Below are 12,182 nucleotides of genomic sequence, written 5' to 3'. Positions count from 1 at the left end.
ATGTACATCGTCACCGGCGGCGCCGGCTTCATCGGCAGCAACATCGTGCACGGCCTCAACGCGCGCGGCATCACCGACATCCTGGTCGTCGACGACCTCACCGACGGGCGCAAGTGCCTGAACCTCGCCGACGCGCACATCCGCGACTACGCGGACAAGGACGACTTCCTGCGCCGCATCCAAAGCGGCGAGGACTTCGGCCGCGTCGAGGCGGTGTTCCACGAGGGCGCCTGCTCCTCGACCACCGAATGGGACGGCCGCTTCGTGATGGCGGTGAACTACGAATACACCAAAGCGCTGTTCGGCTGGTGCGTCGAACGCGGGATTCCCTTCCTTTACGCGTCCTCGGCCTCGGTCTACGGCATGGGCCCGATCTTCCGCGAGGCGCGCGAGTTCGAGCGCCCGCTCAACATGTACGCGTACTCGAAGTTCCTCTTCGACTGCCACCTGCGCCCGCTCCTGCCGAACATCAGGAGCCAGGTCGCCGGCCTGCGCTACTTCAACGTGTATGGCCCGCGCGAGCAGCACAAGGGCAGCATGGCGAGCGTCGCTCAACACTTCAAGAGCCAGCTCGATGAAAGCGGTCGCCTGCGCCTCTTCGAAGGCTCGGACGGCTATGGCCCGGGCGAGCAGCGGCGCGACTTCATCCACGTCGACGACGTCGTCGCTGTGAACCTGTGGCTGCTCGACAACCCGCAGGTGTCGGGCATCTTCAACGTGGGCACCGGGCGCGCGCAGAGCTTCAACGAAGTCGCACACGCCGCGATCAGGTGGCACAAAGCTGGCGGCGGGGGCGGCGGCATCGACTACGTCGCCTTCCCCGAGCACCTCAAGGGCCGTTACCAGAGCTACACGCAGGCCGACATGGATGCGCTGCGCGCCGCCGGCTACGCGGGCGAATTCATGCCGGTGGAGCTCGGCGTACCGAAGTACATGGACTGGCTGGCGCAGAACCGCGGATGACCGAGCCGCGGCAGATCCTGGTGGTCGGCCCCTCGTGGGTCGGGGACATGGTGATGGCGCAGAGCCTCTTCATGACCCTGAAGGCCGAAGGTCCGTGCGAGATCGACGTCCTCGCGCCGGGCTGGTCGCTGGCCATCCTGGAGCGCATGCCCGAGGTGCGCGGCGGTATCGCGATGCCGCTCGGCCACGGGCAGCTCGGCCTGAAGGAACGCTGGCGGCTCGGGCGTGAGCTCGCGAAGCGGCGCTACGACCAGGCGATCGTGCTCCCCGGTTCGCTGAAATCCGCGCTCGCGCCCTTCTTCGCCCGCATCCCGCAACGCACCGCCTTCCGCGGCGAGATGCGCTACGGGCTCATCAACGACATGCGCCGCCTCGACAAGGCCGCGCTGCCGATGACCGTGCAGCGCTTCGTCGCGCTCGGCCGCCCCGCCGGCAAACCCCTGCCGCACCCCTTCCCGCGCCCGCGCCTGGTCGCGGCCCCGGCCAGCCAGGCGCGCCTGCGTGCCGAACTGGGCCTCGATCCCGACCGCCCGGCGATCGCCTTCATGCCCGGCGCCGAATACGGCCCCGCCAAGCAGTGGCCGCTCGCGCATTACGGCGCCCTCGCCGCCGAGCTCGTCGAGCGCGGTTACCAGGTGTGGGTGCTCGGCTCGGCCAAGGACGCACCCGCAGGCCAGGAAATCGCCGCCAAGGCGGGGGACGGCGTGCATAACCTGTGCGGCCGCACCCAGCTCGGCGACGCCGTCGACCTGCTGGCGATGAGCGCCGCCGCGGTGACCAACGACTCCGGCCTGATGCACGTCGCCGCGGCGCTCGACCGGCCGCTGGTCGCCGTGTACGGCTCCTCGACCCCGGACCACACGCCGCCGCTGTCCGACCGCGTCGCGGTCCGCTACCTGCGCCTCGAATGCTCGCCCTGCTTCGAGCGGGTGTGCCCGCTCGGCCACACCCGCTGCCTGCACGAGATCACGCCGGCGAGCGTGCTCGCGTCGCTGGCGACGCTGGGCGTGACGGCGCAGCAGGACACCTGCGGAGCCGCCTGATGCGCGTACTGGTCGTCAAGACCTCGTCGCTCGGCGACGTCATCCACACTTTGCCGGCGCTGACCGATGCCGCGCGCGCGATCCCCGGCATCCGCTTCGACTGGGTCGTCGAGGAAGCCTTCGCCGAGATCCCGTCGTGGCATCCGGCGGTCGATGACGTGATCCCGGTGGCCGTACGGCGCTGGCGCAAGTCGCCCTTCGCGGCGCTGCGCAGCGGCGAATGGCGACGCTTCACCCGTCGCCTGAAACAGGTCCGCTACGACGCAACGATCGATGCGCAGGGGCTGATCAAGAGCGCCTTCCTGACGCGCTACGCCAGCCGGCCGGTGCACGGGCTGGACCGCAACTCGGCGCGCGAGCCGTTCGCGACGCGCTTCTACACTCATACCCACGCCGTGCCGGTCGGCCGCCACGCAGTCGAACGCGTGCGCGAGCTCTTTGCCCGCGCACTCGGCTACCCGCTGCCCGAGGGGCCGGGCGAATACGGCCTCGACCGCCGCCGCGTGCTCCCGCCGGGGCGCGACGAAGGCGACTACCTGCTGTTCCTGCACGGCACCACCTGGACGACCAAGCACTGGCCCGAAGTCTATTGGCGGCGGCTCCTCGAACTCGCCCGCGACGGCGGCTGGGCCGTGCGCCTGCCCTGGGGCAATGACGAGGAGCGCGCACGCGCCGAACGCCTCGCTGCCGGCCTCGCCAACGTCACCGTACTGCCGCGTCTCAAGCTCGCCGGCATCGCCGCGCAGCTCGCCGGCGCGCGCGCCTGTGTCGCCGTCGATACCGGCCTTGGTCATCTCGCGGCGGCTTTCGACGTGCCGACGCTGTCGCTGTTCGGGCCGACCAACCCCGGCTTCACCGGCGCCTGGGGGCATAACCAGTTCCATTTCGCGTCGAACATGGCCTGCGCGCCCTGCCTTCAGCGCCGCTGCGCGCACGAGCCGACCGATGAGGAGCGATCCCGCTTCGACCTCGCCACCGAGCAGCCGCTGTGCTTCACGCGCCTCGCGCCGGAGCGCGTGTGGCGCGCGCTGCAGTCCGTAATCGCCGACGGCGTCCCGTGCGCGGAGCCTGCGTGCCCCGCGCCGGAGCCGGACGACGGCAGCGCCGCCGTGCTGCGCCCTGTTTTCGACCGCAAGGCCCGCTGATGCAGCTCGCTTTCTGCCTGTACAAGTACTTCCCCTTCGGCGGCCTGCAGCGCGACTTCCTGCGCATCGCGCTGACCTGCCAGGCGCGCGGCCACGACATCCGCGTGTATGCGCTGGAATGGCAGGGCGAGGTCCCGCCGGGCTTCGAACTCGTGCGTGTGCCGGTGAAGGCCTTCACCAACCACGGCCGCTACGCGAAATTTACCGACTGGGTGCAGGCCGACCTGCGGCGCCGCCCCGCCGACCGCGTCGTCGGCTTCAACAAGATGCCGAGCCTCGACGTGTATTACGCCGCCGACCCGTGCTACGAGGACAAGGCGCGCCGCCTGAGGAAGCCCCTCTACCGCTACAGCCCGCGCTACCGCCACTTCTCGGCCTACGAGCGCGCGGTGTTCGCGCCCGAGGTGCATACCGAGATCCTGACCATCTCGCCCGCGCAACAGGCCCTGTTCGCGCAGTACTACGGCACGCCGCTGCGCCGCTTCCACCCGCTGCCGCCGGGCATCGCCCCCGACCGCCGCGCCCCGGCGAACGCCGCCGGGATCCGTGCCGCGTTCCGGCGCGAGTTCCGCCTCGCCGACGACGACCTGCTGGTCGTGCAGATCGGCTCCGACTTCCCGCGCAAGGGCCTGGATCGCACGCTCGCGGCAATCGGCGCGCTGCCCGAGCCGCTCAAGCACCGCACGCACCTGATCGCGCTCGGTGCCGACGATCCCAAGCCTTTCCTGGACCAGGCGCACACGCTGGGCATTGCCGGGCGCGTGTCGCTGCCCGGAGGGCGCAGCGACGTGCCGCGCTTCCTGCTCGGCGCCGACCTGTTCACCCACCCGGCGCGCCACGAAAACACCGGCACGGTGCTGCTCGAAGCCCTCGTCGCGGGCCTGCCGGCGCTGGTGAGCGGCGCCTGCGGCTACGCGCACTACATCGAAGAAGCCGACGCCGGGCGCGTCATCGCGGAACCCTTCGACCAGGCCGCGATGAACACTGCCCTCGCACAGATGCTCGGCGACGCCGCGGCGCGCGCGCGCTGGCAAAGCAACGCACTCGCGTATGCCGACAGCCACGACCTCTACAGCCTGCCCGAGCGAGCTGCCGACGTAATCCTCGGCCAGCACAGATGAGCACGGTTTTCCTCGCCGAACCCTTCGCCACGCTGTGGGCGGGCCGCGACCCTTTCGAGGCCGCCGCCGCGCTCACCGGCACCGTCGTGCGCGAGCTCGAAGGCCGGCGTACCTTCCGCTTCGAGATCGACGGCCGCGGCTACTACGCCAAGCTGCACCGCGGCATCGGCTGGGGCGAGATCCTCGAGAACCTCGTGCGCGGGCGCCTGCCCGTGCTCGGCGCCGAGAACGAATGGCGCGCGATCCAGGCCTTCCACGCGCACGAGCTTGGCACGATGACGGCAGTGGCCTTCGGCGACCGCGGGAACGGCCCGGCGCGGCGCGAATCCTTCCTCATCACCGAGGCGCTGGAACCGACGACCGACCTCGACGCCTTCACGCGCGACTGGGCCGACAAGCCGCCACCGGTCGCCCTCAAGCGCGCGCTGCTCAAGGAAGTCACCCGCATCGCGCGCGGCATGCACGAAGCCGGCATCAATCACCGCGACTTCTACCTGGTCCACTTCCTGCTCGATCTCGACCCGCCGCCCGCCCCGGCCAGCTGCACCTGTCGGTGATCGACCTGCACCGCGCGCAGCTGCGCGAACGCACGCCGCGGCGCTGGCGCGACAAGGACCTCGCGGCGCTGTACTTCTCCGCGCTCGACATCGGCCTCACGCGGCGCGACAAGCTGCGCTTCCTGCGCGACTACTTCCCCGGCCCGCTGCGCGACACGCTCAAGCGCGAAGCGCGCCTCCTGGCGCACCTCGAACGCGAGGCCGCCCGCCTCAAACGCCGCTACGAGCGCAAGTTCGCCCACCGGCCGGCGCTACAACGATGAGCGCCTGGAAGCTGAACGCCGACTACCTGCGCGCAACCGGCAATGAAGCCGCGCTGCGCACCGCCTTCGGCTCGCTCGACGCGGTGTTCGCACTCACGGGCCAGCGCGTCGCGCGCGATCCGCTCAGCGAAGTGCTGAAGGTCGAAGTCGCCGACCGCCACTACTACGTCAAGCGCTACCATGGCGCCGGCAAGCACCTGCGACGCTGGCTGGGGCGACCGCGCGTGAAGGCCGAATGGCAGAACCTGCGCCACTTCGCCGCCTGGGGCATCCCGACGGCGACCGTCGTCGCCTGGGGCATGGAGCGCCGCCTGGGCGCCTTCGCGCGCGGCGCGATGATCACCGCCGAGCTGCCGCGCACGACCGATCTCGCCAAGCTCGCGCTCACCCATGATCCGCGCCTGAAGGACCGCCGCTGGGTCGCCGACGTGTCGCGGCAGCTAGCGGACATCACGCGCACGCTGCACGCGCACCGCTTCGCGCACAACGACCTGAAGTGGCGCAACCTGCTCGTCGATGAAGGCGGGGAAGGCAAGGAAAACGCGACAGGCCACGCCCCCCGCCTCTACCTCATCGACTGCCCCGGCGGCACGTTCTGGCGCGGCCCCCTGCTCGCCTACCGCATCGTCAAGGACCTCGCCTGCCTCGACAAGGTCGCGAAGTACCATCTCACGCGCACGCAGCGCCTGCGCTTCTACCTCGACTACGCCGGCAAGCGCCGCCTCGACGCGGCCGACAAGCGCCGCATCCGGCGCATCACCGCGTTTTTTGAAGGACGTGAGTAAGGTGCGCGACGACTACCTCGCCGACTCCGCCCGCGCGCTGTTCGCACAGCACGGCCTCGACCGCTTCGCCACGCTGTGGGCACTCGAACTCGACACCGTGGATACACCCAACACCGGCCGCGGCGGCTGGAGCAGCGTGAGCCGGCTGGAACTCGCCGACGACAACGGTGCCGTGCAGGCGTTCTACCTCAAGCGCCAGATCGACCACCTCAGCCGCAGCCTGCGCCACCCGCTCGGCGAAGCCACCTTCGCGCGCGAATTCCGCAACATCCGCCGCTACCAGCACGACGACGTGCCCGCGCTCGAAGCCGTGTTCTTCGGCCAGCGCCGCATCGCCGGCAAGGTCTGCGCGCTGCTCGTCACGCGCGCGCTCGACGACCACAAGCCGCTCGACCGCTGGCTCGCCGACTGGCCGGCGCTGCCGCGCGCGACACGGCGCGCGATCATCGACGCCGTGGCGGGCCTCGCGCGCACGCTGCACGGCGCCGGCCACCTGCACAACTGCCTGTACCCCAAGCACGTCTTCGTGCGCGTCGACGGCCCCCGCGCCAGCGCCCGCCTGATCGACCTCGAAAAGACCCGCCCACTGTTCCTCGGTGCCCGCGACCGTGCGCGCGACCTCGACGCGCTGAACCGCCACACCAAGGGGCCCGCCGCTACCGAGCGCCTGCGCTTCCTGCTGCGCTACCTCGGCCGCGACGCCCTCGACGACGCCGCCACGCGCCTCGCGCGCAGCGTCCTGCAGCGCCGCCACCGCAAGGCCGCCCGCCGATGACCGAGCCGCTCCTGCCGAAACTTCCGCCCGAGCGCGTGCCCGCCGCGGCCCCGCTCGCGGACGCAGCCGCATTGCGCAGCGCCGGACGCACCCCCGCCGTGCCCTTCAGCGTCGCGCTCGCCGACGGCCGCACACTCGTCATGACGCGCCTCTTGCGCGTGCTGCCCGGCAAGCGCGTCGTCGGCGACAGCCTGCTCGACGACCGCCGCGTGCTCGCGAAACTGTTCGTCGACAAGGACAGCGCCCGCCGCGCCGAACGCGAACGGCAAGGCATAGCCGCGCTCGCCGCAGCCGGCATCCCGACCCCCGCCCTGGTCGGCGCGACCTCACTCCCCGATGGCGGCCACCTGCTGGCCACCGAGTTCCTCGACGACGCGACGACGCTCCTCGAGCACTGGCGCCCGCTCGCCGAGCGCCCCCCCGGCGACGCCGCCGCGCTTGCGCTGCTCGCCCCCGCCTTCACGCTGCTCGGACGCCTGCACCGCGCCGGCCTCGCCACGACGACCTGCACTTCGGCAATTTCCTGGTGCGCGCCGGGCGCCTCTACCTGATCGACGGTGACGCCGTCACGACCGCCACCGCACCGCTCGCCTCCAAACCCGCCGCGCGCGACCTCGCAATGCTGATCGCGCAGCTGCCGCGCACCTGGGACGGCGCGCTGGCACCGCTCCTCGACGCCTACCGCGACGGCGGCGCCCCCCCCCTCGACGACGCCGTGCTCGCCCGCGCGCTGCGCCACGAGCGCGCCTGGCGCCTGCGCGACTACCTCGCCAAGACCGGCCGCGACTGCACGCTGTTCCGCGTGCGCCGCAGCCTGCACCGCTTCGAGGCGGTCGTGCGCGGCGAGGCCGACGCGCTCGCGCCGCTGCTCGCCGACCCCGACCGCTGGATAGAGTCCGGCCATTCGCTCAAGCGCGGCAACACCTGCACCGTCGCGCGCGTCGAGCTCGGCGGCCGCCAGCTCGTCATCAAGCGCTACAACCTCAAGCACCTCGGCCACGCGATCTCGCGCGCGTGGCGCCCGACGCGCGCCTGGCACTCGTGGCGCGAGGGACATCGCCTCGCGCTTTTCGGCATCCCGACGCCGAAACCGCTCGCGCTGATCGAGGAACGCTGGGGCCCCCTGCGCGCCCGCGCGTGGCTCGTCACCGAATATTGCGGTGGCCCCGACATGCGCGCGCATCTCGAGCCCGACGCGGCACCCGCGCCCGCGGAAGCCGCATCGCTCAAGACGCTCTTCGACACCCTGTATCGGGAGCGCATAAGCCATGGCGATTTGAAGGCCACCAACCTGCTGTGGGACGGTAACAAGTCCTTGCTGATCGACCTTGATGCGGCCCATCAGCACGCTACAATCGCTGGCTTCCACCGCGCCTGGCGCCGCGATCGCGCGCGCTTCCTGCGCAACTGGCCCGCGGATTCGCCGCTGCATCGCTGGCTCGACGCGATGCTGCCCGGCCGCCCCTGAGCGCTCTTTGATACCCGAACACCCATGCTCCTGACCGATTGGCTCCACTCCCGCCGCGTGCGCTACCTGCTCGGCGGCACGGCCCTGTTCTTCGCCGTCTTCGCGCTGCTGCGCGGCGCCTTCCTGATCGGCTTCGCCGATTTCGATGCGATGGGCGGCATCGCCAGCGAACGCATCGTCGAGGCCGTCGGCATCGGCCTGCGCTTCGACCTGCGCCTCGCGATCCTCGTGATGCTGCCGATCGCCCTGCTCGCCTTCCTGCCGCGCGCCAACCTCGTGCGCTGCGGACTCGTGCGCGGCCTGTCGCGGCTCTACCTGGGCCTCGCGATCCTCCTCGTCCTGCTCATCTACGTGCTCGACTTCGGCCACTACGACTACCTCGGCCTGCGCATCAACTCGACGATCCTGCGCTTCCTCGGCAACACGGACATCTCCGCCGGCATGCTGTGGCAAAGCTACCCGGTGCTGAAGATCACCGCCGGCTGGCTCGCGGCCTCCGTACTGGTGCTGTGGGCCGCGATCCGCCTCGAACGCCACCTGCTCGACCGGCCCGCGCGCGTGACGCCGACGCTCTCGCGTGCCGCGGTCGCCGCCATCGCGCTGACGATCCTGACCCTGCTGGGCCTGATCGGGCGCCTCACCAGCATCAACCCGTCGAACCCCGTGCCGCTGCGCTGGAGCGACGCCTTCGTGTCCGGCAACTCGGCAGTCGGCGCGCTGGGCCTCAACCCGGTGATCTTCATCTACGACACGATCCGCACGCCGCAGGAAACCTTCGACCGCGCGCAGGTCGCCAAGCACTACGAGATGATGGTCCGCTACCTCGGCGTCACCGAACCCGACCCCGAGAAACTCACGGTGACGCGCCAGATCGGCCCGCAGCCGCACCGCCTGCAGGTCCAGCGCGCGCCCAACGTCGTCTTCGTGATGCTCGAATCGCTCGGCGCGAGCCGCCTCGGCACCTTCGGCAACCCGCTCGACCCCACCCCCAACCTCGACCGGATCGCGCGCGAAGGCTGGCTGTTCCGCAACTTCCACGTCCCCGTCTCGGGCACCGCGAAGACCGTGTGGGCCAGCATCACCGGCATCCCCGACGCCGCCCGCGCCGAGAGCGCGACGCGCAACCCCTTCATCAGCAACCAGCACACCGTGGTCAACGCGCTGACGGAACACCGCAAGGTGTACGCGATCGGCGGCAGCGCCGGCTGGGCCAACATGAACGCGCTGATCCAGAGCAGCATCGACGGCATCGAGCTGATCGAGGAAGGCGCGTGGAAGTCGCCCAACGACGACGTATGGGGCATCTCCGACCTCAACCTGTTCCGCGAGAGCAGCGCGCTGCTGAAGGACGACGCGAAGAAGCGCCCCTTCTTCGCCTACCTCCAGACCGCCGGCAACCACCGCCCCTACACCATTCCCGCGGACAACGAGGGCTTCGAGATCCGCAAGCCCTCGCTGCAGGAAGTGCAGGATGCGAGCTTCCAAGACGTCGGCCAGTACAACGCGGTGCGCCTGCTCGACCACAACATCGGCCGCCTGATGGAGATCGCCAAGCGGGATGGCTGGTTCGACAACACCATCTTCGTGCTCTTCGGCGACCACAACGGCCGCATCAGCCGCCTGCCCTTCATGCCGCCCGCCTTCGAGCAGCTCAACCTCGAAAGCACGCATGTCCCTGCGGTGATCTACGCGCCCAAGCTGTTGAAGCCGCGCGTGTTCGAGGAAGCCGCCAGCCTCGTCGACCTGCTGCCGACCGTCGCCGGCCTGCTCGGTGTCGAATACCGCAACGGCGCGCTCGGTCGCGACGTGCAACTCCCCGCGCCCGAGGGCGAACGCGCCGTGCACGTGATCCTGCGCGAAGGCGCCTTCCCGCTGATCGGCGCCGTCACGCGCAACTTCCTCGTGCAGATGAACCACGACGGCAGCAAGGCCACGATGCACGACCTCGCGTCGAAGACGCCCACCGACAACGTCGCCGACGCCCACCCGGAAGAATTCGCGCGCCTGGCCGCACTGGCCCGCGGCCTGCACGAGACCTCGCGTTTCATGATGTACGACAACCGCCGCGCGGCGCAGTGATCCGCAGGAGCCAGTCAGCAGGTACCTTCCCCTTCAAGGGGAAGGACAGGATGGGGATGGGTTTCTTGCGAGCGCTTTAGAGCCCGCCCCTCGCCGTTACGGCGGCGCAGCGCGGTGCTCCGCCGTGCCAATTAATGGTCACACGGCGTGGAAGACTAGCCCTCGGCCCCCTGCTCCGCGAACTGCATCGCATGCAGCCGCGCATACGCGCCGTCGCGCGCGAGCAGTTCCTGATGCGAGCCGCGCTCGACGATGCGCCCCTGCTCCATCACCATGATCACGTCGGCCTTCTCGATTGTCGATAGCCGGTGCGCGATCACGATCGTCGTGCGCCCGCTCATCACGCGGTCGAGCGCGGCCTGGATATGGCGCTCGGACTCGGTGTCGAGCGCCGAGGTCGCCTCGTCGAGGATCAGCACCGGCGCGTCCTTCAAGAGCGCGCGCGCAATCGCCAGGCGCTGGCGCTGGCCGCCCGACAGCATCACGCCGTTCTCGCCGATCTCGGTGTCGTAACCCTGCGGCAGGCGCTCGATGAACTCCGCCGCGAAGGCCGCCTGCGCGGCAGCCTCGACCGCCTCGCGCGGTGCACCGGCGAGGTCGCCGTAGGCGATGTTGTTCGCCACCGTGTCGTTGAACAGGGTCACCTGCTGCGTCACCAGCGCGATGTGGCGGCGCAGGTTCTTCAGTGTGTAATCCTCGACATCCACGCCGTCGAGCAGGATCTGCCCGCTCCCGTGGAGGTAGAAGCGCGGGATCAGATTCGCAAGGGTCGACTTGCCGCTGCCCGAACGCCCGACGAGCGCGACCATCTGCCCCGGCTCGACGCTGAAGCTGATGCCGTCGAGCACAAGGCGATCGACGCCGGGATAGCAGAAGCTCAGGTCGCGCACCTCCAGCCGCCCGGTGACGCGCTCGCGTTCGACCGTCCCGCGATCCTCCTCGGGCGGCGTGTCGAGCTGCTCGAAGATGCTCTCCGCCCCCGCGACCCCTTTCTGGATCGTCGAACTCACCTCGGAAAGCTGGCGGATCGGCTTCGGCAGCAGGCCGGCCGCGGTGATGTAGGCGACCAGATCCCCCACCGACGAATCGCCGCGCAGCCACAACACCAGGAACAGCAGCACCGACATCGCCGTGTAGCTCACCAGCTGCAGCATCGGCGTGTAGGTCGCGCCGGTCTTCACCATCTTCAGCTGCTTGCGCGTGTTGTCCTCGCTCGCCGCGCGGAAGCGCCGCGACTCGTAGGCCTCGCCGCCGAAGCTGCGCACGACGCGGTAGCCATGGATCGTCTCCGACGCCACGTGCGTCACGTCGCCCATCGCCGCCTGGATCTTCTTGCTCTGCTTGCGGAACTTGCGGCTCGCGCTCGTCACCATCACCCCGATCACCGGCAGGATCGCGAGCATCACCAGCGTCAGCTTCCAGTTCATCCACAGCAGGTAGCCGAACAGGAACACGATCGTCAGTCCCTCGCGGATCACCACCTTGATCGCGTCGGTCGCCGCGCCGGTCACCATCGTCACGTTGAAGGTGATGCGCGAGATCAGGTGCCCGGAGTTGGTTTCGTCGAAATAGCGGTTCGGCAGGCGCAGCAGGCTGTCGAACAGCGCCAGCCGCAGATCCTGCACGAGGCCCAGCGAGACCTTGGCGAGGAAGTAGTTGCCCAGATAGGACCCGAGCCCCTGCCACACCGCGATCGCGACGATCAGCACCGGCACCGCCTTCATCAGCGGCAGCGACTCCAGCAGCGGCACGCCGGCGAACAGCGCCGCCTCGGGATTCGAGAGCCCGTCCACGAAGTACTTCAGGATGCCCGCCAGCATCGGCTGGGAGGACGCGAAGATCAGGAAACCGACGATGCTGAGCGCGAACGCAGGCACATAGGGCCGGACATAGCTCAGCAGACGGAGATAGATCTTGAGGCTGGAAGCGGACTGCGTGTCTTTATTGCGCTTCAAGTTTTGGGGCTTCCGGAAAGGGGGTTCG

12 protein-coding genes are annotated in these 12,182 nt (G+C 69.9%); 11 read left to right on the top strand and 1 reads right to left on the bottom strand.

The window, feature by feature from the left end; translation table 11 throughout:
* The 11 genes from rfaD to AzCIB_RS02475 are packed head-to-tail and all read left to right on the top strand — an operon-like array spanning position 1 to position 10,199.
* Positions 1 to 963 (top strand): ADP-glyceromanno-heptose 6-epimerase, encoded by a 963-nt coding sequence (gene rfaD, locus AzCIB_RS02515; protein ID WP_050414450.1) that lies wholly within the window; start codon positions 1 to 3, stop codon positions 961 to 963.
* Entirely contained in the window at positions 960 to 2,006 is a 1,047-nt protein-coding gene (gene waaF / locus AzCIB_RS02510; protein ID WP_050414449.1) for a lipopolysaccharide heptosyltransferase II, read from the top strand. Before rfaD ends, waaF begins: the two co-directional genes overlap by 4 nt.
* Entirely contained in the window at positions 2,006 to 3,151 is a 1,146-nt protein-coding gene (waaC, locus tag AzCIB_RS02505; protein ID WP_050414448.1) for a lipopolysaccharide heptosyltransferase I, read from the top strand. Before waaF ends, waaC begins: the two co-directional genes overlap by 1 nt.
* Positions 3,151 to 4,272, top strand: coding sequence for a glycosyltransferase family 4 protein (locus AzCIB_RS02500; RefSeq protein ID WP_050414447.1), 1,122 nt, complete (start codon positions 3,151 to 3,153; stop codon positions 4,270 to 4,272). Before waaC ends, AzCIB_RS02500 begins: the two co-directional genes overlap by 1 nt.
* Positions 4,269 to 4,829 carry a lipopolysaccharide core heptose(I) kinase RfaP gene (rfaP, locus tag AzCIB_RS02495; RefSeq protein WP_286130887.1) on the top strand — a complete coding sequence of 187 codons (561 nt, stop codon included), beginning with the start codon at positions 4,269 to 4,271 and terminating at the stop codon, positions 4,827 to 4,829. Before AzCIB_RS02500 ends, rfaP begins: the two co-directional genes overlap by 4 nt.
* Entirely contained in the window at positions 4,826 to 5,092 is a 267-nt protein-coding gene (locus tag AzCIB_RS24825) for a lipopolysaccharide kinase InaA family protein (protein ID WP_286130886.1), read from the top strand. The genes rfaP and AzCIB_RS24825 overlap by 4 nt, the downstream gene beginning before the upstream one ends.
* The gene (locus tag AzCIB_RS02490) at positions 5,089 to 5,877 is read left to right on the top strand and encodes a lipopolysaccharide kinase InaA family protein (RefSeq protein WP_050414446.1); all 789 of its coding nucleotides are present in this window, start codon (positions 5,089 to 5,091) and stop codon (positions 5,875 to 5,877) included. The genes AzCIB_RS24825 and AzCIB_RS02490 overlap by 4 nt, the downstream gene beginning before the upstream one ends.
* Positions 5,870 to 6,652, top strand: coding sequence for a lipopolysaccharide kinase InaA family protein (locus AzCIB_RS02485; RefSeq protein WP_198149605.1), 783 nt, complete (start codon positions 5,870 to 5,872; stop codon positions 6,650 to 6,652). The genes AzCIB_RS02490 and AzCIB_RS02485 overlap by 8 nt, the downstream gene beginning before the upstream one ends.
* Positions 6,649 to 7,203 carry a hypothetical protein gene (locus AzCIB_RS24585; protein ID WP_232299338.1) on the top strand — a complete coding sequence of 185 codons (555 nt, stop codon included), beginning with the start codon at positions 6,649 to 6,651 and terminating at the stop codon, positions 7,201 to 7,203. The genes AzCIB_RS02485 and AzCIB_RS24585 overlap by 4 nt, the downstream gene beginning before the upstream one ends.
* Complete coding sequence (locus tag AzCIB_RS24580) at positions 7,179 to 8,120, top strand: lipopolysaccharide kinase InaA family protein (RefSeq protein WP_232299337.1); 942 nt, start codon at positions 7,179 to 7,181, stop codon at positions 8,118 to 8,120. Before AzCIB_RS24585 ends, AzCIB_RS24580 begins: the two co-directional genes overlap by 25 nt.
* 24 nt (positions 8,121 to 8,144) lie before the next feature.
* Complete coding sequence (locus AzCIB_RS02475; protein ID WP_050414444.1) at positions 8,145 to 10,199, top strand: LTA synthase family protein; 2,055 nt, start codon at positions 8,145 to 8,147, stop codon at positions 10,197 to 10,199.
* Positions 10,200 to 10,354: 155 nt separating this feature from the next.
* Here AzCIB_RS02475 and msbA read toward each other — a convergent pair whose 3' ends face one another.
* Positions 10,355 to 12,154 (bottom strand): lipid A export permease/ATP-binding protein MsbA, encoded by a 1,800-nt coding sequence (gene msbA, locus AzCIB_RS02470; protein WP_050414443.1) that lies wholly within the window; start codon positions 12,152 to 12,154, stop codon positions 10,355 to 10,357.
* Positions 12,155 to 12,182: the final 28 nt, after the last annotated feature.

Origin of the sequence: Azoarcus sp. CIB (assembly GCF_001190925.1) — a bacterium.
GTDB lineage: Bacteria > Pseudomonadota > Gammaproteobacteria > Burkholderiales > Rhodocyclaceae > Aromatoleum.
This window is presented reverse-complemented; position numbering and strand designations above follow the sequence as displayed.

What these genes read in the sequence shown, in the direction of transcription:
- rfaD (WP_050414450.1), top strand. Translation starts at nt 1, where the DNA reads ATGTACATCGTCACCGGCGGCGCCGGCTTCATCGGCAGCAACATCGTG.
- waaF (WP_050414449.1), top strand. Translation starts at nt 960, where the DNA reads ATGACCGAGCCGCGGCAGATCCTGGTGGTCGGCCCCTCGTGGGTCGGG.
- waaC (WP_050414448.1), top strand. Translation starts at nt 2,006, where the DNA reads ATGCGCGTACTGGTCGTCAAGACCTCGTCGCTCGGCGACGTCATCCAC.
- AzCIB_RS02500 (WP_050414447.1), top strand. Translation starts at nt 3,151, where the DNA reads ATGCAGCTCGCTTTCTGCCTGTACAAGTACTTCCCCTTCGGCGGCCTG.
- rfaP (WP_286130887.1), top strand. Translation starts at nt 4,269, where the DNA reads ATGAGCACGGTTTTCCTCGCCGAACCCTTCGCCACGCTGTGGGCGGGC.
- AzCIB_RS02490 (WP_050414446.1), top strand. Translation starts at nt 5,089, where the DNA reads ATGAGCGCCTGGAAGCTGAACGCCGACTACCTGCGCGCAACCGGCAAT.
- AzCIB_RS24585 (WP_232299338.1), top strand. Translation starts at nt 6,649, where the DNA reads ATGACCGAGCCGCTCCTGCCGAAACTTCCGCCCGAGCGCGTGCCCGCC.
- AzCIB_RS02475 (WP_050414444.1), top strand. Translation starts at nt 8,145, where the DNA reads ATGCTCCTGACCGATTGGCTCCACTCCCGCCGCGTGCGCTACCTGCTC.